The sequence below is a fragment of the Parabacteroides sp. ZJ-118 genome, from assembly GCF_011038785.1.
GTDB lineage: Bacteria > Bacteroidota > Bacteroidia > Bacteroidales > Tannerellaceae > Parabacteroides.
Map to the genome: position 1 here is coordinate 16,230 of NZ_JAAKDT010000011.1, position 24,098 is coordinate 40,327.

Genomic DNA, 24,098 nt, shown 5'->3' on the forward strand with positions numbered 1-24,098 from the left:
AAAATTGAGAATTGAGAATTATCGGCAAGCGGTATTCACTCTCAATTCTCAATTTTCAATTCCTTAGCAAGATATCGCACAGGATACCACGCTGCCAAAAAGCCTATCGCCAACACCGTTACAAAGATCGTAATTATATCGGTTGGGACTACACGTACCGGATAAGCCTCTATAACAAACGCACCGGCGGCTTCCCCTAGCTTTATAAAGCCAAACTCTTGTTGTAACAAGCAAAGCACAACTCCGATCAAGACTCCAATCAAAGCTCCAAAACCGGAGATCATCCAACCTTCAAACAAGAAAATCCGACGGATCAGACTGTCATCAGCCCCCATATTACGCAGCGTACTTACATCCTCCTGTTTCTCGATCATCAACATGGATAAAGAGCCCACCACGTTGAATAAGGCGATCGCCAATATAAAAGAAAGAATCAAGAAGGTCATCCATTTCTCGACTTGCATCATCTTGAAAGAAGCCTCCTGCTGCTCAAAACGGTCTTGCACGATATATCGATCACCCAGGATTCGTTGAACCTCTTTCTTTACCGAAGCGATATCCCCGCCATCTTTCACCTTCAATTCTACCGCCGTCACTTCTTTATCATAATTAAATAAAGAACGGGCCAACGACAAAGGCACGATCATATATGAATCATCGTAAACCTGTTGGTCCGTTCGAAAAACAGCGCCGATATAAGCATACTCCAAATTAAAGGAAGAAGCCGGATTCGCCATGTTCACCTTCTCCTCCCGCTTCGGGGCGTAGATCTCCAGTGGAGAGACAAAGCCCGCGTTTATACCTAGGGACAAAGCCAATCCGATCCCCATATTCGCATAATTCGCCACCTCGTCATTCAGAAGGAACTTTCCATCGATCAAGATACTATCGATCTGCGCCAGTTTCTCATATTGATCGTCTACCCCTTTCAAGGTGGCGACACCCTGACGATCCCGATAACGAACCAAAGCATTGTCTTGCAACACCTCACTAAAACAAACAATGCCGGGCAATTCCCGCACCTTTCGTATCTCTTCCGAGGTCGGATCGAAAACCTTCCCTTTCCGGGGCCTGATTTTCAACTGCGGATCAAAATTGCTGAAGAGCGAAGAGACCAAGTCGTTGAAACCATTATAGACCGACAGGGCGCATACCAAGGCGATCGTGGCGACAACAACCCCGCATACCGATACCATCGATATGATATTTATGGCATTGTGCGACTTCCTCGAAAAGAGATATCGCTGGGCTATATAGAACGGAAGATTCAAGGCTCCTCTTGATTACTTATGCAAAAGCTTGTCGATATTCTCGATATAATCCAATGAATCGTCTATAAAGAAGCTCAATTCCGGAATCTTGCGAACTTGCAAACGGATGCGTTGCCCCAAATCGAAACGGATCGCTTTCGTATTACTCCGTATAGCCTCCAATAGCCCTTGCGATTTCCCTGACGGGAAGATGCTTAAATAGGCTTTTGCCACACTTAAATCCGGACTTACACGAACCACGCTGACAGAGATCAATACACCAGGCATCCCTTGCGTCTGCTTCTGAAATATATCACTCAACTCCTTCTGAAGAAGGCGTTCGATCTTTTGTAATCTAGTACTTTCCATACGCTTTATCATTTACTTTTTCCAAACCATCGTCAAACCGTCGCGTAAAGGGAGGATCACCTTCTCTACCCGATCGTCTTGCTTGATCTTTTCATTAAAAAACAGTATTCCCTTCGTTTGTTTATCGGAAGGATGCACTTCTTCTACCACTTTACCGTCCCAAAGCGTATTATCCGCGAGAATCAAGCCGCCCGGGCGGATCATAGGGAATACCAAATCATAATACTCGGAATACAGACGTTTGTCGGCATCGATAAAAACCATATCGAACATCTCATCCAAACGGGGAATAATCTCCATCGCATCCCCGAAATGGACTTTTATCTTGTCCTTATGCGGCGAACGGGAAAGATATTTCATGATAAAATCCTCCATCTCGTCATTGATCTCGATCGTATGGATCAACGCCCCCTCGTCCATGCCTTCCGCCATGCACAAAGTGGCATAAGACGTATACGTCCCGATCTCCAAGACTCTTCTCGGACGGATCATCCGGCAAAACATCTTCAATATCCTACCCTGCAAATGCCCGGATAGCATTCGCGGACGGAGAAGGTTTACATTGGCATCGCGATTCAACGCCGACAGCAAATCTCCTTCTTCGTCTATATGAGAGAGAATATACGCATCTATCTCGCCTGTGAACATGCCTTTTACTCTTTAAAGGTAGGCAACTGGTATCGCGAGCCTGCATCCAGCACCTTTCCTACGTTATTAATCTCTAAAAAGCTGGTACCACCACCTTCGCCGAAGCTACCGCTCAAATAGGCTACCATATCGTTACAAGTGATACGTCCGCCATGAATCAACTGATTCAGCGCGTCATAAAAATATCCCCTACGGCTGTCGTTGTACGGTTGATGAACCGCCCATACGCCATAGGAAAGGCCCAACATACGCATCACACGAGGATTATAGCAGATAGCAAACACGGTAGAGGTTCCGCGGAAAGCGGCCAGATAACGTGCCGTACGACCGGTGTAACTATCTGTGATAATCGCCTTCACATGCAATTTGGAAGAGGACTTAACGGCTTGTTTCGCCAGGAAAGAGGTCACGTCTAAATCATTTCCCTCGATCGGTACACGGATATCATTCGCGGAAAGCTTGGTCTTCTCGGCCTCACAAGCCACTTTCGTCATGGTCTGTACCGCCTCGACCGGATATTTTCCATAAGCCGTCTCACCGCTTAACATCAAGGCATCCGTACGGTAATAGATAGCGTTGGCGATATCCGTAACCTCTGCACGGGTAGGACGAGGATTGTTAATCATGGAATGAAGCATTTGCGTAGCCACGATAACCGGCTTCTTCATCTCCACGCACTTACGGATTAACATGCGCTGAATACCCGGTATCTTCTCGGCCGGGACCTCGATACCCAGGTCTCCACGGGCGATCATGACACCATAGGCCACTTCCAAGATCTCGTCGATATTATCCACGCCCTCTTGATTCTCGATCTTAGCGATAATCTTGACCGGGCTGTTATATTCGTCCAAGATACGTTGAATATCCAATACGTCCTGTTTGTTGCGAACAAATGAGTGAGCGATAAAATCAAGATCGTGCTTGATCGCCCAACGGATATTATCACGGTCTCTCTCCGTTAATGAAGGCAGATTGATACGTACGCCCGGCACATTCACGCTCTTGCGGCTACCTAGCGTAGCGTCGTTCTGGATCTCGCAGAGCAAGCAGTCGCCGGATTTCCCGGTAACCCTCATTTCCAGATCACCGTCATCGATCAGGATATCGCTGCCAACCACCAAGTCGTTCACGAAATTCTTATATGACACACAAATACAATCGCGCGAGGTTTCTTGATCGGGATTACCAATTACCTTCACGATCTCTCCTGTCTTGAAAAGGATCGGCTCCTTGTTTATTGTTGTCGTGGTACGTACTTCCGGTCCTTTCGTATCCATCAAGATACCGATACGGTCGGATACGGTACGGACGTTATTTACCACACGGGTCAACCCCTCTTCCATCATGTGAGCCGTATTCAGGCGCACCACGTTCATTCCCGCTTTATATAACGCCTCGATGAACGCGACGTCGCAGCGCTGGTCGGAAATTGTAGCAACAATCTTCGTATGCTTTAACATATACCTTAAATTATTATAACCTAATCATTAATTCTATTTGATAACCTGCTAAACCTTCTATCACATAAACGATTCGATCGCCAATCGATACGAATCCAGCCCAAACCCGAGAATCACTCCCCGGCATGCCGCCGATAGCATCGATACATGGCGAAACGATTCACGGGCATGCACATTCGAGATATGCACCTCCACCACCGGCGTAGCAACCGCCTTGATAGCATCGCGCAACGCTATGGAGGTATGGGTATAGGCGCCGGCATTCAACACGATACCGTCATACTCAAAACCCACCTCATGGATCTTGTTAATCATCTCACCTTCCACGTTACTTTGATAATAAGATATCTCACACTGAGGGAAGCGGGCACGTAACCCACTCAAATAGCCCTCGAACGAGGCATTTCCGTATACTGTCGGCTCTCGCTTGCCCAACAGATTCAAATTGGGGCCATTGATGATCTGAATCTTCTTCATTCTTATTCTAAGTTTATTACCTTTGTACCACCCCCGTCGAGGCCGGAATCACTCGGCAAAGGTAAGGATTTTATTTGACACATTCATAACGACATACTGACAATGCGACAAGGAAAAGACATAATCAACCGATATAAGACCTATTTACGGCTGGAGAAATCGCTCTCAGGCAACTCGATCGACGCCTATTTGACAGATCTTGACAAATTGCTGCGTTTCGCGGAGGATGAGAAAAAGGACGTTAAGGAGATCACCTACGACGACCTGCAGCAATTCATCGCCCAATTACGAGACATCGGTATCCATCCCCGATCGCAAGCACGCATCATCTCGGGAATCAAATCGTTCTATCGTTTCTTATTGCTTGACAATTATATAACAAATGATCCGACCGAATTGTTAGAATCTCCCAAGATCGGGCTGAAGCTACCGGAGGTTCTCACCGTCAACGAGATAAACAGCATTCTCGATACGATAGACCTCACGCTTCCCGAAGGACAGCGCAACCGCGCGATGCTGGAAGTCTTATATAGCTGCGGACTGCGCGTATCGGAGCTTACCGGCCTGCGTTATTCGGATATCTATCCCAAGGAAGGTTTCATCCGGGTAGAGGGCAAGGGAAGCAAACAGCGGCTTGTCCCTATCTCCGAGATCGCTTTACGGGAAATCAAGAACTATCTCTATGACCGGAATTCGATCACGGTTAAAAAAGGCTTCGAGGATATTCTATTCCTAAGTCGGCGAGGGACGGCCCTCTCCCGTATCATGGTATTTCACATCATCAAGCAACAGGCGGAGGCCGCCGGTATCCATAAGAACGTAAGCCCCCATACCTTCCGCCATTCTTTCGCCACCCACTTGCTGGAAGGCGGCGCCAACTTACGAGCCATCCAAGAGATGCTGGGGCATGAGAAAATCACCACCACCGAGATCTATACACATATCGACCGGGAATTCCTTCGCGAAGAGATACTGCGACATCATCCAAGGAGCAAGCCAAGGACTTAAAAAGGACAGAAGCAGAATGTTCCTCGGGCGGTATTGGCAACCCTGTGAACCCATTAAAAGCTATAAATCAACACGCCCAATACACGATGGTTGGTTACCGAGTGCGTGTCGTGGATCCGTCCGCCATCCTGCAAGTCTACGTTACCGTACCAAGCGATGGAGGGGCTGTATTCGACACCCAGTTTCCAGTGCGGGAGGTTGTACGAAAGTTGCAGGTTAGCCGTAAATACCTGATCTACGTCCAGGCCTACGCCATAGGTCTCACCTACCAGCGCCTCGCTCGCGCCCAGGTTCTTCAAATAGCCCAGGAACAAACCCGGTTTCCATTTCTTGCCGTACACGATATTCAACCAAGAAGTCGAGAAGAGGTATGGCGCGTATTCCTGCTCGCCGGTACGCGGGTCGATCGAGGTGACGCCGTAACCGCCCAACATGCAGGCCTGCGTCAGGTTGGAGGCCAGCAAGGTTTTCGCCATCACCAACCAATTCGCGTCTTGGTATCTCGCATGCGCCTCGCCGGATACGGAAGTAACCCGCTCGCTGACTTTATAGGTCTTCCCATCCATCTCGCTCCGCGTTCTCGGCACCAACGACAAGATTTCCATACCGGCTCCTACCTGCCAACCGGGTTTCTTGTAATCCACCCCGAGATAGACCTCCGGTACGCAACTGTTCTTGATATATTCCTCGCTTTTCCCATTCGGCCCGGCCGATAGATATTGCAACTGCCACAGGACCGACCCGGTCAGTTGCCAGCTGTTGCTCGCGTAACGATAACGGATTTGCGGGCTGCGATTAAAGGGCTGGAACGGGGCGCCCGTAGAAAGATTTAGCAGCTGCGGGAAGACCTCGCCGAATAGCGGATGCCACGTCTGTCCGATCAAGACTGCGGACTTGCCCCAATCCAGATTCACGTAGGCATGGCGGACGCGAAGCACCGCCCAGTCGCTACCCGAGCCCCGGAAATCGCCCTCCAGTTTCAAGGAGGTCTTGGCCGAACCGACCTCCGGCCCTCGCACGTCAATCCCCAAACGGGAATAAAGCAGGTAGAAACTACCGTTCGGACTCGCGTTCAAGTCCTTGCCATCCGCGTCCGGCGCCACGTCTTTCGGATACAGGTGGAACAAACCATCCACGATCTCGGCGTTCGCGCGGGAATTGTAGAACAGGTCTCCGCGTACCTGCCCGTAGAATTCGTAAGTGAAGTTTTTCTTTTGCGCTGTCGTAGAAAATAAGGCTAGCATCCCCACGAGCGACAGGGTAATCCGTCTCATTGTAATTCAGTTGTTAGTTTTCTTACCTTGCGAGCCGCGAATGTATACATTTTTGGGGATTCCATTTGAGGAAACGAATATTATTTTGTTCCTTTGCTTCCAAATTGTAAGCCTTAAAGAGCCAATCAAATTGACATTGTAAAACCAGATAAAGGAAATGAGTACTAAAAAGTTTTTGCTAGAAGAAAAAGATATACCAACGGCATGGTATAATATCGTGGCGGACATGAAGAGCAAACCGCTGCCTATCTTGAACCCGCAAACCAAACAACCCCTGAAGGAGGAAGATCTGTATCCCCTGTTCTCGAAAGGCGTCTCGCATCAGGAAATGAACACGACAGACGCGTGGATCGAGATCCCCGACGAGGTACGCGAGCTCTACAAGGTATGGCGGCCGACCCCGCTGGTCCGTGCCACCGGGTTGGAGAAAGCGCTGGATACGCCCGCTCATATCTATTTCAAGAACGAGAGCGTAAGCCCGATCGGTTCACATAAGCTGAACTCGGCCCTGGCTCAGGCCTATTACTGCAAGCAAGAGGGCACGACAAATATCACAACCGAGACAGGCGCCGGGCAATGGGGCGCCGCGCTCTCCTACGCGGCAAAGGCTTTCGGCCTGGAGCTTGCCGTCTACATGGTAAAGGTCAGTTACCACCAGAAACCCTACCGCCGCTCGATCATGCAGACTTTCGGAGCGCAAGTGATCGCCTCCCCGAGCATGAGCACGAAAGCCGGACGCAAGATCCTGACAGACCATCCCAATTATCAAGGCAGCCTGGGCACCGCCATCTCCGAGGCGGTAGAGCTGGCCATGCAGACACCGAACTGCAAATACACGTTGGGCAGCGTATTGAACCACGTCATGCTGCATCAGACCGTCATCGGCCTGGAAGCCGAGAAACAAATGGAGATGGCGGGAGAGTATCCCGATGTCATCATCGGCTGTTTCGGCGGCGGTTCCAACTTCTCCGGTATCACGTTCCCATTCCTGCGCCATAAACTGACGGAAGGCAGGGATATCCGGGTCATCGCGGCGGAGCCGGCATCTTGCCCGAAACTCACGAGAGGGCAATTCCAATACGACTTCGGCGATGAGGCCGGCTATACTCCGCTGATCCCGATGTTTACGCTGGGGCATAACTTCTCTCCGGCGAATATCCACGCGGGAGGCTTGCGTTATCATGGCGCCGGCTCCATCGTCAGCCAGTTGATGAAAGACAAGTTGATGAGCGCCGTGGATATCGAACAATTGGATACCTTCAAGGCCGCCACCTTATTCGCACAAGCGGAAGGGATCATACCGGCCCCGGAATCGTCTCACGCGATCGCCGCGGCGATCCGGGAAGCAGAGCAGGCCAAGATCGAGGGTAAACCTCGCACGATCTTGTTCAACTTATCCGGCCACGGCTTGATCGATATGGCCGCCTACGACCAATATCTGGCCGGTGACCTGACGAACCATGAGGTGACGGACGAGGAGGTGGCGAACAACCTGAAAGATCTGGAGAAAATCATCTGATAGGAATCGGGCAGGCGGATACGGCCGGGCTCGCCGGGGGCAAAAACCCCGTGGAGCCCGGGGGCCATGCCCCTTACCGGACCCATAATAGCGAGAAAAGGAGCGATACCCCATCGCCCCTTTTCCCTATTTGCCTATGAAAATCTTTGTTTAAGTATGTATTATGAGAAAATTTCTTCGTAATTGACACTCGGGATAACCATGTTCTGGACATTCAGGCTAAAGTCTTTCTTCTTCTTGTCCCACATGCCGTAACTGGTCTTTATCTCTCCACTTTGATCATCATATTGATAAGTGATCTGATAGAACGGGACCCACTCATCGTTCGCCCGATCCCAACGGAACGCTTTCTTCTCGGAAACCTTGCCGTTCTCGTTGTATTGGAACTCATATCTTACCTGTTTGCTCAACAGCCCGTTCTCCTGCAAGAACACCACTTTAGAGACAATCTTGCCATTCTCCTCTTTCGTATCATACAGATAATCCTTGGGAGACACCGCGCTCACCGCTAAACTACACATGAACATAAAAACAAGCGTAAGAATGCTTTTACTCCGAACTAATGTTTTCATACTATTTTGATTTATAAGGTTACTGTCATCTCGTACCACGAAGTAAGAAAGTTTCCCGATAACCGCCAAAATAAAATTGATAAATCGTTAGCGATATCACAATATTTAACACATTTAGAGCCTTCACATTCTCCGATTTTCCCTTATTTGTTGCCATATTGTAAACCAAATCGTAAGTTTCCCTGATTTTTAAATACCTATTATTTACCGCCGGCCGGGCGCAACTTTCAAAAGAGAACTTTAGCCAGCGCTTTTTTAATAAAATAAAAATATATTCTTACCTTCGCGATGGTGGAACGCAAATTGAATTCTTGACATGCGACAAATCATGAAACTGTTTATCACATCCTTTCTTTTGATCCTATTCGCGGGGTGTACGAAGGATGTATATGATCCTTCCGATAAGATCCCGGGAGAAGGTCCTAATCCATTCTCAAAGGTAACGGTCGCCTCCGATTTCGATTGGTCGATGATACAAACATCTCGCCTTACCGTACGGTCTTTCGACCCTTATGATGGCGCCTATAATTATCTGGTGGAGGTATTTGATAAAAGCCCGGAAGATCCGGAGGCGAATCTTCTCGCCACCGGGGTCTGCTCAAAGAAAACACTTTTCGATAAGAAGATCATCTATCCCAAGGGAGAGCCGGGCCAAGTCTACGTACAATTGACGACCCCTACCGGCTATCGGGCTACCGCTCCTGTCGCCCTGACACCGGGTAACGACAATGTCTGCGCTTTCGACTCGCTGGCCGTATCGCGGGAAACAACCGCCACTCCGGTCAGCCGCACCCCGACACGAAGCGTATCTTCCACCTACACGTTTATCGTAGAGGACTCTTTCCCCTATTATGGAGATTATGATTTTAACGATGTCGTGATAAAAGTGCAGCTGGAGACTTCCATGAAAGAGGATTACGTACAATCCGCCAATATAAAACTGACGTTCCGCGCGCTAGGCGGGAGCAAGCGGTCCGGAGCGTTCATCCATTTCCCCGGCATGACTCCCGAGGAGATCCGGGAAGCCGAGTTAAATGGCTGGAGAACGACTCCGGAAACAGAAACCGAGACTCCGATTTATGTCCTATCGGATGACATACATGGATTATTCTTTTTTCATGAAATGATCAATACCGATAACGACCTTCCCTATAGGGGAACGCAAGAACGTTTGATCACCTTTTCGTTCGCTGCCGGTGCCGTAAAAGATTTGACCATTGATGACATCGATCTTTTCACCACCGTACTAAAGCGGGAAGGCGACGTCTTACGCACGGAAATCCATCAACGCGATTATAGCTATACCCCAAAAGGTGTCAAATACCGCTCTTACTCAAATGACAATTGCGTATGGGCCTTAATGATACCGGGCGATTTCAAATACCCGGTGGAACAAGTTTTTATCGGTGATGCCTATCCGGATATATTGAAATGGGTAAGTGGAGGTAGCGAGCATGTACAATGGTATAAAAGCCAGAATACCGTTGACAAGTGGATTTATGCCCGAGAATAAAGCCGGGAGGTTTTAAACCCTCCCCAGATATTCATCCACCGTATAGTTCAAGAAACGGTTGAACGGCAATAACAACTTAAAGTCATCCACCGCCTTGTCCATCCAATCCGTAGCGTAAAAGAAGCTGTCTGGCTTATAAGACATCACGCTGAAATCCTTATGCTTCACGATATAGCCGTAAGGGGAATCCATTGGATAGCCGGCGGGCATACGTTTCAGCGTCTCTCCAACTAGCACCGGGAATGTTTTTTTAAATGCGGGTTCCTCGATAATGGCCGTAAATTCCTCGATATGATCGTATATATCCTGACGGAGTCTCTTCAATAGCGCAGGCGGCGGGCACCACACGCCACCGGAAAGCAAGCAACCCTCCGGCTCCAGATGGATATAATAACCACCCCGTTCGCTGGCACGCCCCCCTTGGGAAATGTAAGCGGCGAAATGACATTTATAGGGAGTCTTGTCCGGAGAGAAACGGATATCCCTGTATATCCGGAACAAACAATCTTTCGCCTCCAACCCGGCTACCTCGGGATCGAACAAGGAGATACGACCGATTAGATCCTGTACCTCATCGATAAAAGCCCTACGTAGCGCGTCGTAACGATTTTTATTCTCTTGGAACCATTCCCGGTTGTTATGGCTCCTCAGCTCTGTCAAGAACTCTATGATCCGCTCATTCATAACTTTCCATTTTTTAATCCTTGCAAAGGTAAGAAATATCAGAAACTGTAACCCAGATTCAGATAAAATTGCAGGTTATTATTCCGGTTCGACAATCCGAAGTTCGTATTCATCGGGCCGAGCATACTATTGTAAGCATAACCGATGCTGCCTCCCCATACACTTTCTCCCTTGAACAGGTCGAAGAAATTATCCTCATGGATCGCATAGTTGGCTATCAACGAAATATAGTGCCGCTGCCCGATACGCTGACGCAAGTTCAAGCGAACGATCGCCACGGAATTATCGAATATCTCCATTCGGTTGATCCCCGCGAACGGTAACTGCTGGGGAAGGTATCTTTCCGGCATATCGCCACCGACGGCATTTAAGAACGGATAGGCGGGATCTTTCCCGATAAGCACACGACCGTCTATGGAAGGTAATAAACTCAGGTGAGAAGTCAAAGGCAATACGGATAAGAAACTCAGCTTCAAGGCGGAGAAGAAAGTATGTCCCTTATAGGTCACGAAATTATCCGTATAGATGGAATAATCCGCCTGCAAGGAGACGCCCCTGCTCGGGAAATAGCTGCGATCCAGCGTCTCCAGATGCGCTTGGGCGAAGTAACTGATAAAGCCTTCCGGCTTCACTTGATAATCATGGTTGTCATCCGTATAAAGAAAAGAGTTGTAATCAAAATACTCATACCTGGCCCCCAGTTTCAACTTAAAGTTCAGCCAATTCATATCCGAGTAACCCAATTCCACAAAATGATGGCGGTACGTCGTGTTCAGGATCTTATTCCCCCGATTGTACACGTCGAGATCATTATACGTGAACATATAAGACAAGTTGATGTTACGCAAGGGATTCCGTTCTATCGCATAATCCACCCTGCCATACATACGCTTTCCGATCCTTCCGGTCACGGAGAATTTGGAATGATACCGGGCACGGTTATCAAAGGTCGCGTTCAGCAACAAGGCCACGATATCCTCGCTATTGAAGTTCAGTCCAACGTTGATCGCGCTGCTGGATTTCTCTTGCACCGTAAGCACCAAATCCTCCTGTTTCTCCCCCACCAATTTATAACTGACATTCGAGTAGAGATTCGTCCCCACTACGATCGACATAGCCTTCCGCAACTTCTTTACGGTGATCAGGCTGTTCTCTCTCAAACCGCTGATTTGCGACAGCCATCGCTCGTCACGCGGGTCAACACCCTCAAACAAGATCCGATGGATATAGAATGTATCCGTATCCGCAACCGGATAAGAATGGGCCTGTCTTGACGCATATATCTCCGAACCATCCGTCAAGCCAATCTTCTCTTTCAAGGCCAAGATCTCGTTCCATTGCTTACGGGCGACCTGTTCTCCCCGGTTAATCAGCGTGTCCAACGCCGTCTCACTAAAACTGGCGGAATTATACGGTTCCGTATTCGGGCGAAACAGCAAATCCGTCCGTTCCTTGTTCGGGCCATATTTCTCATAGCCATGCAAAGCAATGATCTGTCCGATGATATCCCAAGGGGTATTGATCTTCTCCAATTGCTTGAGATCACTGGTACCGAGATCCACGCCGATGATAATATCTGCCCCCATATCCCGGGCCACGTCCGCGGGGTAATTATTCTTGATGCCCCCATCCACCAGTACCATACTATCCAAACGCACCGGAGCGAAAACAGCAGGGATCGCCATACTGGCGCGCATCGCCAGAGGAAGACTACCCTGATGGAATACATATTCTTCCCCATCCACGACATTTAAGGCTACACAAGCGAAAGGTATGTTCAATTGGTTAAAATCCACGGAATCATGATGGCCGATCGTCAGGTCAGAGAAAAGGTTTTGCAGGTTTTGTCCCTTAATCATCCCCTGTATCACCCGGTCTTTCTTGTTCCGGCCAAAAGGGAGGGAGAAGACATACCGCTCGGAGTTCTCTTTCTCCGGGAAAGTGAGGTTACTACGTTTCACACGGTCACTTAGCAACATGCTCCAATCTTGCAACCGCACCATGCTGTCAATCTCCGCCGCGTCATACCCGATGGAATACAAACCACCCACGATCGCCCCCATACTGGTGCCGGCAATATAGTCGATCGGGATACCTGCCTCCTCCAGCACCTTCAACACCCCGATATGAGCGACACCTTTCGCTCCACCGCCTCCTAATACCAAGCCAACCTTTTTCCGCTCAGCCATCACAGAAGGCACCAACATCAACCCAACCAACCACAATAAAAGGGACTTCCTCATCTAGATATTCTTTCCGGCAAATATAGTAGGTTTACTCGAAAACGCAAACGGATAGATAGCCAAATCCCGCTTTAGGCCCGGAACTCCATCTATCCTTAAATAAATCGCTGTCTGTTGGTTGAACTAAATTAACGCACGTATTTGAAGCCTTTTCCTTCCGTACTATTTCATGTGTCGGGGCACATGCCCTAACCTCTCCATTAATGCAGAAATATTTCTTTAATCGTTTGCGCGATATATGGATTTAGCATACCTTTGCGTGATACTTACATAGTTTAAGTAGAAATTTCCAAACACAATTAAATAACTTAAATTACTATCTTATGTGGTTACTTAATTCTTCTATCGGGAAGAAGCTGATAATGAGTATATCAGGCCTCTTTCTTGTTCTGTTCTTATTGTTCCACCTGTCGATGAACGTGACGGCCGTTTTCTCCGGAGAGGCTTATAACATGGTTTGTTCGCTGTTGGGCTCTAATTGGTACGCCGTGGCAGCCACTCTCGTATTGGCCGCAGGCGTTGTGATCCACTTCGTGTACGCTATCATTCTTACCTTGCAAAACCGTAAGGCACGTGGTAACGACCGTTACGCTATCAACGCTCGTCCGAAAGGCGTGGAATGGGCATCTCAGAACATGTTCGTTCTGGGTTTGATCGTCATCCTGTTCATGCTATTACACTTCAGCCAGTTCTGGTATAAGATGATGTTCGCCGAATTGATCGGTCATCACGAAATGGCATTGGGGTCAGCTATGGTATCTCCACAAGATGGAGCCGCTTTCATCAACTATTACTTCCACGGTAATGTCGTGATCACCGTTCTTTATTTGATCTGGTACGTGGCTTTGTGGTTCCACTTGACTCACGGATTCTGGAGCGCTATCCAAACAATCGGTTGGAATAATACGATCTGGATGAACCGTTGGGAATGTATCTCTAAGATCGTAGCTACGGTTATTTGCGGACTTTTCGCAATCATCACTGTCATCTTCTTCTTAAACGGAGTAGGTGCTTAATAGCAAGCTACAGGTTTTATAATTAAGAACTTTTGAAATTAAATCATTATGTCTGAAATAAATTCTAAAATACCTCAAGGCCCGTTGGCTGAGAAGTGGACTAATTATAAAAATCACCAGAAATTGGTGAACCCCGCTAACAAGCGTCGTTTGGATGTTATCGTAGTCGGTACAGGTTTGGCTGGAGCTTCCGCTGCCGCATCTCTGGCAGAGATGGGATTCAATGTATTGAACTTCTGTATCCAAGATTCTCCCCGCCGTGCGCACTCCATCGCAGCTCAAGGAGGTATCAATGCTGCTAAGAACTACCAGAATGACGGCGACTCTGTTTACCGTTTGTTCTACGATACGATCAAGGGAGGTGACTATCGTGCTCGTGAGGCTAACGTTTATCGTTTGGCTGAGGTTTCTAACTCAATCATTGACCAATGCGTGGCTCAAGGTGTTCCTTTCGCTCGCGAATATGGTGGCTTATTGGATAACCGTTCATTCGGTGGCGCTCAGGTATCTCGTACGTTCTACGCCCGTGGCCAGACGGGTCAGCAGCTTTTGTTAGGTGCTTACTCAGCGTTGAGCCGTCAGATCGGTTTGGGTAAGGTTAAGATGTATACTCGCCATGAGATGTTGGATGTAGTTAAGGTAGACGGTCGTGCTCGCGGGATCATCGCCCGAAACTTGATTACAGGTAAGGTCGAGCGTTATGCCGCTCACGCTGTAGTTGTAGCCACGGGTGGTTATGTTAATACGTTTTTCTTGTCTACCAATGCTATGGCATCTAACGGTTCCGCCGCATGGCAATGCTACAAGAAAGGCGCTTACTTCGCTAATCCTTGTATGGTTCAGATCCATCCGACTTGCGTACCGGTGAAAGGAGACTTCCAATCTAAATTGACTTTGATGTCCGAATCCTTACGGAATGACGGTCGCATCTGGGTTCCGAAGAAACTAGAGGATGCTAAAGCCTTACAGGCCGGGACGAAGAAAGGTAAAGATATTCCCGAGGCAGACCGTGATTATTATTTGGAGCGTCGTTATCCGGCATTCGGAAACTTGGTACCTCGTGACGTGGCTTCTCGCGCCGCTAAAGAGCGTTGCGACGCAGGCTTCGGCGTGAACAGTACGGGCTTGGCCGTATTTTTGGATTTCTCCGACGCAATCAACCGTTTAGGTAAAGAGGTCGTTAAACAGAAATATGGCAACTTGTTCGACATGTACGAAGAGATCACGAACGATAATCCATACGAGACTCCGATGATGATCTACCCGGCATTGCACTACTCAATGGGGGGATTGTGGGTTGACTATGAGTTGATGACCTCTATTCCGGGCCTGTTCGCTATTGGTGAGGCTAACTTCTCCGATCACGGAGCGAACCGTTTAGGTGCTTCCGCTTTGATGCAGGGATTGGCCGATGGTTATTTCGTATTACCATACACGATCCAGAACTATTTGTCCGACCAAATCCAAGTTCCGCGCTTCAGTACAGATCTGCCGGAGTTCGTCGAGGCAGAAAAGGCCATCAAGGATCGTATCCAAAATTTGATGAACGTCAAAGGTAAAGAAACCGTAGACACTATCCACCGCAAACTAGGTCATATCATGTGGGAACATATCGGTATGGCACGCGACGCAAAAGGTTTGCAAGAAGCTATCCAGATGCTGAAAGACTTGAAGAAAGAGTTCTGGAGCAACGTATTCATCCCGGGCAATGCGGACAGCTTGAATACAGAGTTAGAGAAAGCATTACGTGTAGCCGACTTTATCGAGATCGGTACATTGATGGCACACGATGCTTTGGATCGCGCTGAGTCTTGTGGTGGTCACTTCCGTACGGAGCACCAGACAGAAGAAGGTGAGGCCTTGCGTCATGACGATAAGTTCATGTACGTATCTTGCTGGGAGTACCAAGGCGAGGACAAAGAGCCTGTCATGTTGAAGGAGGATTTGAACTATGAGTTCGTTGTTCCTCAAACACGTAACTACAAGAAGTAATAATCATCAATTTCAGAAAAAATTAGAATCATGGATAAAGATATAAGTGTAACACTTAAGGTTTGGCGTCAGAGAAGTCCGAAGGAGAAAGGACAGTTCGAGACATACAAAATTGAGAAGATCAATCAGAGTGTCTCTTTCTTGGAAATGTTGGATATCTTGAACGAACAGTTGGTCAACGAAGGTAAGGAACCGATCGTATTCGATCACGACTGCCGCGAGGGTATCTGTGGCATGTGTTCATTGTATGTAAACGGACACCCGCACGGACCGGCGACCGGAGCTACGACTTGCCAGCTATATATGCGTCGTTTCAACGATGGAGAGACGATCACAATCGAACCGTGGCGTTCCGCAGGTTTCCCTGTTATTCGCGACTTGATGGTAGACCGCTACGCCTACGACAAAATCATCCAAGCCGGTGGTTTCACATCTGTCAACACAGGTGGTGTACCCGACGCTAACGCAATACCTATCCCAAAGGAGGATGCTGACTTAGCTATGGATGCCGCCGCTTGTATCGGTTGTGGTGCTTGTGCTGCCGCTTGTAAGAATGGTTCCGCTATGTTATTCGTATCCGCTAAGGTTAGCCAGCTGGCTTTGTTACCTCAAGGTAAAGTCGAGGCTGCTCGCCGTGCCAAAGCAATGGTTGCTAAGATGGATGAGCTTGGCTTCGGCAACTGTACAAACACACGCGCTTGCGAGATGGAATGTCCGAAGAACATCTCCGTTAGTAACATCGCTCGTTTGAACCGTGAGTTCATTTGCGCTAAATTACAAGACTAATATTTGATTAGTATATCATGGGAAGAGCGCCTTTCTCTAAAAGAAAGGCGCTCTTTTATTTTTTGTTATATATCGCAAAACATAATTTAGCATTACACCCTTTAACAAGAGTTGAGAACTTCGTACATTCGCATTGTGATTTTTTCATAATAGTATTAGATTTAAGGTTAAAAAAATTGGGTTAGGGCTTGTCGGGAGACAAGCTTTAATTGTTTATGGGCCTACCTTTTAAATATGGATCACAAAATCCTGTAAATAGAGATTGTTTAGCGTCATTTTATCATCGATCTTTGCCTTTAAAGATCATCGTATATGCTAATAAGTATTTTATTTGGCTTCTTATGTTATCTTCTCCGGGTGTTGATCAAACACAAGGGAAAAATCATGCGCCAGATAAGACAAATGATAAAACAAAAATAAAATGGACAAAAAACGAACCACCAGTTCTTTTAGGGCTATGAGCACGGAAAGAAAACTCGAGTCGATCTTCCTTTTCGTAACAGGCCGATGCAATGCCAAATGTGCGATGTGCTTCTATGCCCAAGAAATGGATAAGAAGCAACCCGACCTCACGTTCGATGAAATCAAGAAGATATCAGAAACCGCCGGACAATTCAACCGATTATGGATATCCGGGGGAGAGCCTACCCTACGTGAGGATCTACCGGAAATATTGGAGTTGTTCTACAAAAACAACCATATTAAAGATGTAAACATCCCTACGAACGGCTTAAAACCAGACCGGATCGTGGAATGGATAAAACGATTCCGCCAGAACTGTCCGGATTGCAATATTAACGTAAGCCTTTCCTTGGATGGCTTCGGCACGACCCATGATACACAGAGAGGCGTACCGGGAAACTTCTATAAGGCGCTAGAAGCCCTGCGTAAAATACAGGAGAATTTCGGAGACGATGGTAAAGTCTTAAAGAATATAGCAACCGTTATCACGAAATACAACATAGACCAGATAGAGGACTTCATGGCTTGGGTATACGGGCGTTTCCATATCTCCACGCATACGATTGAGGCCGCCAGAGGCATGACTCGTGACGATGGCGTGAAAATCCTAACCGAGTCAACGCTACGCAAAATACAAGACGACATATCCCCTATCTATTCAGCGTACGCAGAGCGGATGGTAGCGGATACCACTGGTTTAAGGAGACCGATCACACGCTTCTTCTATCTCGGTCTTATACGTACCTTGTATAATGTACGCGCCAGCAATATAGATCACCCGACCCCTTGGGGGATGGATTGTACGGCCGGAGAGACTACCTTGGTAATCGACTACGACGGACGTTTTCGTGCCTGCGAATTACGGGAGCCGCTCGGGAATATAAAAGAGTATGGTTGCGATATAAGTAAAGTGATGAATGGCGAAGCGATGAAACAGGAAATAGCCGCTATCGGACATGGGTATAGAGCCAACTGTTGGTGTACGCACGGCTGCTGGATCACTTCATCCGTTATTTTCAATCCACGTAAGATGATTTGCTCCGTATATAAAGGATACCGGGAAACGAAGCGATTGAATCACCCCCTAGCCATCGATGAGCAGAAATTACAAACAATAGAAGCCAAATATAATCTGGATATTGGACGTTTACATCAACTGAATATCCGGTGAACAAATCCCTCATAGCCCATAAATAAACATCGCATGAAAATACTATTAGTAACCAGAGGCTCACAAGGCGACGTCCTTCCTTATTTGGCCATAGCGGCCGAATTGGAAAGACGCGGCCATGAGGTGACCATCAATCTCCCTCAAATATTCGAGGATACCGTTAAACCCTACGGATTCAAATACGTATTACAGCAGTTTGACGATATCGGCGGCATGATCGATAGCGCAGCGCAAAACTCACATAAATTCCGGCCATTCCTTAAATGGATGCGGGATGTAATCGATAAACAATTTGATCAATTGATTCCCCTACTAAGAGAGCATGATATCTTAGTGTCGACCAACTCGGAATTCGCGGTCGCAAGTATCGCCGAATATTGGAAGAAACCCTTGATACGTACCGCTTACGCCCCATTCTTGCCGGGTAAGAAGATTCCCCCCGCCGTATTGCCATTTCCCAAACCCAACCCGATCATCACTCCTGCGATCCTATGGAAGTTGATGAACCGGATGACTAATTTCATGGTCAAAGACACGATCAACAAGAACCGGGCTAAATACGGACTCGCACCGATCCGAAATTTTGGTTACCATGCGGGAGAGCATTCATATAATTATTTGCTTTTCAGTCAGCACCTGGGGAACGTAGATCCAGATTGGACGTTCGAATGGGCGATCGGAGGTTATTGCTTCAATGATACTTTTCAATATGATGAGAAAGTTTACGAGGAAATGATGTCATTCGTCAACAGCGCTCAAAGCCCTATTCTCTTTTTTACCCTCGGGAGTTGTAGTTCCAAGGATGGTAACCGTTTCAGTAAAGCCTTGGCCGATATTTGCAAAAAACATGACTATCGGCTCATCATCGGTTCCGGTTGGGCAAAGACAGGAATTACCTTACAAGCGGATAAACATTTATTCTTAATGAAACAGCCCGTTCCTCATAATTTGATATTTCCACACTGCGACGGTGTTATCCATCATGGCGGTTGCGGTACGACTCATAGCGCAGGAAGGGCAGGAAAGCCCCAATTAATCACTCCGTTGATTATCGATCAGCCCTATTGGTCCTATCGAATCCAGCAATTGGGGTTAGGACCGGATGGGCTTAAGGTAGCGAAAGCAAGCGAGCAGGAGATCGAACGCAAGGTTTGCGACCTAGTCACCAATCCGCTTTATAAGAAAAATGCCGCTCATATCGGCAAGATGATCCAAAAAGAGGAGGGTATAAAGAATATATGCGACTCTATCGAAAGTTTTAAATGAATCCAAAATTCCTATTAGACTTTATTACATGTTACAAAACATAATTTAGCACTTATACTATTGCAAAATAACGGTAACTCCGTACATTTGCACCGTGGTTTTTTCATAATAGTATTAGATTTAAGGTTAACAAAGTTGGGTTAGGGCTTGTCGGGAGACAGGCTTTAATTGTTTTATAAGGTCTGCTTCCCATAAGGCCTTGATTATTTAATCGGGATTATTCGGTTATTTACCGATAGCGGTATGGAAATCAGCGGTATTTATTTGTGTATAGAATAACAAACCTGTACATTTGGTGAAAATAAAAAAATGAGACTTATGGATATGAAAGATTATGACAACGATTTTAAAAAGAAGAAGACAAACGGGTATCTGATCGCTACGTTATTTATCATCGTCGGTATATTATTTTTACTGCGGAATCTAGGAATGATAGATCCATCCTTATTTGACTTGCTTGTATCTTGGCCGATGCTGCTTGTCGTGTTGGGCATCTTTACGATTTTCCACCGTAATCCGGTAGGGGGCATGCTCCTTGTGGGCGTGGGAGTCTATTTTCTTTTCCCGCAGTTAAATTGGATCACGAACGATTTCTTACGTATATATTGGCCATTAGGATTAATCCTGTTAGGATTGGTCATCATACTGAAGCGCAAAGATTCTATCCGTTCGAAAAAGCATAAACGTCCTTTTAACCATCCCCCTTTCGGGAACGGAAAGCCTAACGATGAGATCAACAATGAGACTGATAACGGTTTCGTATCGGTTAACGCCACATTCAACTCGGTAAGACACATCGTGCTGGATCCCGTATTCAAGGGGGCGGACATAGACGTATCTTTCGGCAACGTGATTCTTGATCTTAAAAAAACAACATTAGAGGCCGATGAAACCATCATAAACATAGATAGTTCCTTCAGCGGCGTAGTAATATACGTCCCTAAAGGATGGTTGGTTCGTCTGAAGGTTGGTTCTTTCTTGGCTGGATGCCAAGATATGAGGGAACTGACAGAAGCAACTGATATGACGCATACACTATGCGTATGTGGAGACCTGTCATTCAGCGGCCTTGAACTAAGGGACTAAACTCATCATGCAAGAACATCCTATTACAACATCCATATTACATAAAGGACTAGGAAGCCTATTACTACTTTTAGCCATAGTGATCCAATGCGCGTTATTAACTCTTTACGGCGATCTTCCGTTGAGCATCACGTTGGTCGACAGCCTGCTTTCCATCGCATTGTTCGCCGTAGCGGGATATTACCTTTGGTATGTACAATGTACGTTGCATATCATGCAAGCACGAGTGGCTTTCGCCGTACTCGTACAAATCGCCTGCATAGCCGGATGCTCGGTCTTGCTACAAATATTCGAATGGGAAGATTGGGAGGAATTCTCGATCACGATTCCTTTCCGGTTCCTGTTCGGCCTAATGGCATGGACCATTCTATCCCAATGGTATGCCAGCCGGGAAAGAAAGAGCGAGGCGGAGTCTATCGTGAGACAAATGGAAGAAGATACGGCATCTCCTCCGCCGGCTACCATTCCGGAGGAGATGCTGGACCGTATATCCGTAAAAGACGGGACACGTATTCACATCATCCCGATAAAGGAGATATTCTATTTACAAGCATGTGGCGACTATGTGACCTTATTCACCACCTCCGGTCAGCACGTGAAGGAACAAACCATGAAGTATTTCGAACGAAGCCTACCTTCTCCGGAGTTCGTACGTATCCATCGCTCCTATATTGTAAATACAGAACAGATATTGCGAGTGGAATTATTCGGAAAAGAAACCTATCAAGTACGGTTAAAAGATGGAACCTATCTTCGCGCCAGTAGCGCAGGATATAAGCTGCTCAAAGAGCGTCTTTCCCTTTAGCACTCCTATAAAAGGGATCTAATCATCATTAAAATTAGAAGATTTTGATCATAATATATAGAGTTTTGTATTACGTAACACTTTTTGGCAAGCATCAATATGTTACTTAACATATATTAGCCGCAAAAGACTTGACAAAAGGTCTTGACGAGCGTACCTTTGCATTGTGGTTTTTTCATAATAGTATTAGATTTAAGGTTAACAAAGTTTGGTTAGGGCTTGTCGGGAGACAGGCTTTAATTGTTTATATAGGATGCTCTTATTTCCATCCGCAAGAGTCCAGAAGCGGCCACCTCTTGAACCAAGAGGCAGCCGCTTTTTATTAATAGAGGCACTAACATATCCTTGATTTTATCATTCCATAAATCATTAAATAAACTCATAGAATGCAAGGGAACCATTCACTCTTCAATAATTCTTACTACCTCTATCTCATAGATTAAAGTTGTATAAGGCTTAATTATCACATCGCCTCTCTTATCACCAGCAGAGCCATATCCAAGTTGCTGAGGTATCCAAACCTCCCAACAATCTCCTGGATGCATATTTTGCAAAGCCGTAGAAAAACCATCAATAAATTCAAAAACGCCTTCTTTCGTTGTATATGGAGCTCCAGCTTCATATGATTTATCTTGAAAAACTGTTCCATCAATAAAAGAGGCTTTATAGTAAAGCTCCACCTTACTCGTATAATAAATCGGCTCCTTACTCTCCCCTGTCTTCAAGACCTTGTAAAGAATAAATCCGGCGTTACTTTGAGATTTCAACTGCTCGAAACCTGGAACCAGCATCTGGGCTTGAAAAGCCTCCTCGTTCTGGACCTTCCAAACCTCATCCACCTCTAGTGTCTCTTCATCATCCCCACAAGAGGTGATCATGAGCACGCAAAACAACATCAACGCAATGTACCAGTACTTCTTCATCCGTTTACTCTATTACCTTTTTCAATAAATTCTTCAGACTCACCTTCTCCGTGATAATGTCGTGAAGCTTATCGATGCTTACACGCTCTTGCTCCATCGTGTCACGGAAACGGATCGTTACGCAATTATCCTTCAAGGTGTCATGATCTACCGTAATACAATACGGGGTACCGATCGCATCTTGACGGCGATAACGCTTACCGATAGAATCCTTCTCGTCGTATTGGCAACGGAAGTCGAAACGCAACCTATTCATAATCTCCTCCGCTTTCTCAGGCAGGCCATCCTTCTTTACCAGTGGCAATACAGCCAACTTGATCGGAGCCAAGGCTGCGGGCAATTTCAATACCACGCGGTTCTCGCCATTCGCCAATGTCTCCTCGCAGTAAGAACCTGCCATGATACTCAAGAATACACGATCTACCCCGATCGAGGTCTCGATTACATATGGCGTATAGCTCTGGTTCAATTCCGGATCGAAATACTGTATCTTCTTGCCGGAGAATTTCTCATGCTGGCTTAGGTCGAAGTTCGTACGGCTGTGAATACCTTCCACTTCCTTGAATCCGAACGGCATCTCGAACTCGATATCCGTGGCCGCGTTAGCATAGTGAGCCAATTTCTCATGATCGTGATAGCGATACTTCTCATCGCCCAAACCAAGAGCTTTATGCCACTTCAAGCGAGTAGACTTCCATTTCTTAAACCACTCGATCTCCTCTCCCGGACGAACAAAGAATTGCATCTCCATTTGCTCGAACTCGCGCATGCGGAAGATAAACTGACGAGCCACGATCTCATTACGGAACGCCTTACCGATCTGAGCGATACCAAACGGGATCTTCATACGGCCGGTCTTCTGCACGTTCAAGAAATTCACGAAAATACCTTGAGCTGTCTCCGGACGAAGATAAACCTTCATCGCACCATCAGCGGTAGAACCCATATCCGTAGAGAACATCAAGTTGAACTGGCGGACCTCCGTCCAGTTACGAGTCCCGGAAATCGGGCAAACAATCTCGCAATCCAAGATCAATTGGCGAAGATCCTCGAAGTTAGACTCGTTCATCGCCTTGCTATAACGCTCATGGATCTCGTTCCATTTCGCTTGCTGCTCCAACACGCGAGGATTCGTCTCACGGAACTTCGCCTCATCGAAAGCGTCGCCAAACTTCTTGGCGGCTTTCGCCACTTCCTTATTCATTTTCTCCTCGATCTTGCCCAAATGGTCCTCGATCAAGACGTCCGCACGGTAACGTTTCTTCGAGTCCTTGTTATCGATCAACGGATCATTAAAAGCGTCAACATGGCCGGAAGCTTTCCAGATAGTAGGGTGCATAAAAATAGCGGAATCGATACCCACCACATTCTCATGCAGCAGCGTCATGCTATCCCACCAATATTTCTTTATATTATTCTTTAACTCAACACCATACTGGCCGTAATCGTATACCGCTCCCAGTCCGTCATAAATCTCCGAGGAGGGAAATACGAAACCATACTCCTTACAGTGTGAAACTAATTTCTTAAATACATCTTCTTGTGCCATACTATACTAATTTGCTATTGAT

At 46.9% G+C, this 24,098-nt stretch carries 22 protein-coding genes; 11 read left to right on the plus strand and 11 right to left on the minus strand.

Annotation, left to right across the window (positions count from 1 at the left end; all coding sequences use genetic code 11):
* Positions 1-41: 41 nt before the first annotated feature.
* From G7Y39_RS04900 to aroQ, 5 genes are read right to left on the minus strand one after another with little or no spacing between them, the layout of a single operon-like run.
* Entirely contained in the window at positions 42-1,271 is a 1,230-nt protein-coding gene (locus G7Y39_RS04900) for an FtsX-like permease family protein (protein WP_165155634.1), read from the minus strand.
* Between the two features lie 12 nt (positions 1,272-1,283).
* Positions 1,284-1,619: a 30S ribosome-binding factor RbfA gene (rbfA, locus tag G7Y39_RS04905; protein ID WP_165155636.1), complete on the minus strand. Its 336-nt coding sequence runs from the start codon at positions 1,617-1,619 to the stop codon at positions 1,284-1,286.
* Between the two features lie 12 nt (positions 1,620-1,631).
* Positions 1,632-2,267 carry an O-methyltransferase gene (locus tag G7Y39_RS04910; RefSeq protein ID WP_165155638.1) on the minus strand — a complete coding sequence of 212 codons (636 nt, stop codon included), beginning with the start codon at positions 2,265-2,267 and terminating at the stop codon, positions 1,632-1,634.
* Between the two features lie 5 nt (positions 2,268-2,272).
* Positions 2,273-3,730 carry a pyruvate kinase gene (pyk, locus tag G7Y39_RS04915; protein WP_165155640.1) on the minus strand — a complete coding sequence of 486 codons (1,458 nt, stop codon included), beginning with the start codon at positions 3,728-3,730 and terminating at the stop codon, positions 2,273-2,275.
* Between the two features lie 60 nt (positions 3,731-3,790).
* Positions 3,791-4,207, minus strand: a complete 417-nt coding sequence (gene aroQ / locus G7Y39_RS04920; RefSeq protein WP_165155642.1) for a type II 3-dehydroquinate dehydratase — start codon at positions 4,205-4,207, stop codon at positions 3,791-3,793.
* Positions 4,208-4,309: 102 nt separating this feature from the next.
* Here aroQ and xerD point away from each other — a divergent pair, with 102 nt between their 5' ends.
* Positions 4,310-5,215 carry a site-specific tyrosine recombinase XerD gene (gene xerD, locus G7Y39_RS04925; protein WP_165155644.1) on the plus strand — a complete coding sequence of 302 codons (906 nt, stop codon included), beginning with the start codon at positions 4,310-4,312 and terminating at the stop codon, positions 5,213-5,215.
* A 53-nt stretch (positions 5,216-5,268) separates the two neighbouring features.
* On the opposite strand, the gene G7Y39_RS04930 is transcribed toward xerD, so the two are convergent.
* Positions 5,269-6,489 carry a DcaP family trimeric outer membrane transporter gene (locus G7Y39_RS04930; protein WP_165155646.1) on the minus strand — a complete coding sequence of 407 codons (1,221 nt, stop codon included), beginning with the start codon at positions 6,487-6,489 and terminating at the stop codon, positions 5,269-5,271.
* A gap of 157 nt (positions 6,490-6,646) precedes the next feature.
* On the opposite strand from G7Y39_RS04930, the gene G7Y39_RS04935 reads away from it, so the two are divergent.
* Entirely contained in the window at positions 6,647-8,008 is a 1,362-nt protein-coding gene (locus G7Y39_RS04935) for a TrpB-like pyridoxal phosphate-dependent enzyme (protein ID WP_165155648.1), read from the plus strand.
* A gap of 161 nt (positions 8,009-8,169) precedes the next feature.
* Here the strand turns inward: G7Y39_RS04935 and G7Y39_RS04940 are convergent, their stop codons facing one another.
* On the minus strand, positions 8,170-8,580 hold the full coding sequence (locus G7Y39_RS04940; protein WP_165155650.1) for a DUF3836 domain-containing protein: 411 nt from the start codon (positions 8,578-8,580) through the stop codon (positions 8,170-8,172).
* A gap of 328 nt (positions 8,581-8,908) precedes the next feature.
* Between G7Y39_RS04940 and G7Y39_RS04945 the strand changes: the two genes are divergently transcribed.
* Entirely contained in the window at positions 8,909-10,093 is a 1,185-nt protein-coding gene (locus G7Y39_RS04945) for an LruC domain-containing protein (protein WP_241159962.1), read from the plus strand.
* A 12-nt stretch (positions 10,094-10,105) separates the two neighbouring features.
* Here the strand turns inward: G7Y39_RS04945 and G7Y39_RS04950 are convergent, their stop codons facing one another.
* Together G7Y39_RS04950 and G7Y39_RS04955 are read right to left on the minus strand one after the other, a co-directional pair.
* Complete coding sequence (locus G7Y39_RS04950) at positions 10,106-10,777, minus strand: DUF2461 domain-containing protein (protein WP_165155654.1); 672 nt, start codon at positions 10,775-10,777, stop codon at positions 10,106-10,108.
* A gap of 38 nt (positions 10,778-10,815) precedes the next feature.
* On the minus strand, positions 10,816-13,020 hold the full coding sequence (locus G7Y39_RS04955) for a patatin-like phospholipase family protein (RefSeq protein ID WP_165155656.1): 2,205 nt from the start codon (positions 13,018-13,020) through the stop codon (positions 10,816-10,818).
* Positions 13,021-13,343: 323 nt separating this feature from the next.
* Between G7Y39_RS04955 and G7Y39_RS04960 the strand changes: the two genes are divergently transcribed.
* From G7Y39_RS04960 to G7Y39_RS04995, 8 genes are all read left to right on the plus strand, one after another.
* Positions 13,344-14,036: a succinate dehydrogenase cytochrome b subunit gene (locus G7Y39_RS04960; RefSeq protein WP_165155658.1), complete on the plus strand. Its 693-nt coding sequence runs from the start codon at positions 13,344-13,346 to the stop codon at positions 14,034-14,036.
* A 48-nt stretch (positions 14,037-14,084) separates the two neighbouring features.
* Complete coding sequence (locus tag G7Y39_RS04965) at positions 14,085-16,028, plus strand: fumarate reductase/succinate dehydrogenase flavoprotein subunit (RefSeq protein WP_165155660.1); 1,944 nt, start codon at positions 14,085-14,087, stop codon at positions 16,026-16,028.
* A gap of 30 nt (positions 16,029-16,058) precedes the next feature.
* Positions 16,059-16,814: a succinate dehydrogenase/fumarate reductase iron-sulfur subunit gene (locus G7Y39_RS04970; RefSeq protein ID WP_165155662.1), complete on the plus strand. Its 756-nt coding sequence runs from the start codon at positions 16,059-16,061 to the stop codon at positions 16,812-16,814.
* A 215-nt stretch (positions 16,815-17,029) separates the two neighbouring features.
* Positions 17,030-17,275, plus strand: a complete 246-nt coding sequence (locus G7Y39_RS04975; RefSeq protein WP_165155664.1) for a hypothetical protein — start codon at positions 17,030-17,032, stop codon at positions 17,273-17,275.
* The gene (locus tag G7Y39_RS04980) at positions 17,236-18,447 is read left to right on the plus strand and encodes a radical SAM protein (RefSeq protein ID WP_165155666.1); all 1,212 of its coding nucleotides are present in this window, start codon (positions 17,236-17,238) and stop codon (positions 18,445-18,447) included. Before G7Y39_RS04975 ends, G7Y39_RS04980 begins: the two co-directional genes overlap by 40 nt.
* A gap of 33 nt (positions 18,448-18,480) precedes the next feature.
* On the plus strand, positions 18,481-19,713 hold the full coding sequence (locus tag G7Y39_RS04985; protein WP_165155668.1) for a glycosyltransferase: 1,233 nt from the start codon (positions 18,481-18,483) through the stop codon (positions 19,711-19,713).
* Between the two features lie 318 nt (positions 19,714-20,031).
* On the plus strand, positions 20,032-20,799 hold the full coding sequence (locus tag G7Y39_RS04990; protein WP_165155670.1) for a LiaI-LiaF-like domain-containing protein: 768 nt from the start codon (positions 20,032-20,034) through the stop codon (positions 20,797-20,799).
* Between the two features lie 7 nt (positions 20,800-20,806).
* Positions 20,807-21,604: a LytTR family DNA-binding domain-containing protein gene (locus G7Y39_RS04995; RefSeq protein WP_165155672.1), complete on the plus strand. Its 798-nt coding sequence runs from the start codon at positions 20,807-20,809 to the stop codon at positions 21,602-21,604.
* A 401-nt stretch (positions 21,605-22,005) separates the two neighbouring features.
* Here G7Y39_RS04995 and G7Y39_RS05000 read toward each other — a convergent pair whose 3' ends face one another.
* Positions 22,006-22,527: an FKBP-type peptidyl-prolyl cis-trans isomerase gene (locus G7Y39_RS05000; protein ID WP_165155674.1), complete on the minus strand. Its 522-nt coding sequence runs from the start codon at positions 22,525-22,527 to the stop codon at positions 22,006-22,008.
* 4 nt (positions 22,528-22,531) lie between these two features.
* Complete coding sequence (locus G7Y39_RS05005; RefSeq protein ID WP_165155676.1) at positions 22,532-24,076, minus strand: glycine--tRNA ligase; 1,545 nt, start codon at positions 24,074-24,076, stop codon at positions 22,532-22,534.
* Between the last annotated feature and the right edge of the window lie 22 nt (positions 24,077-24,098).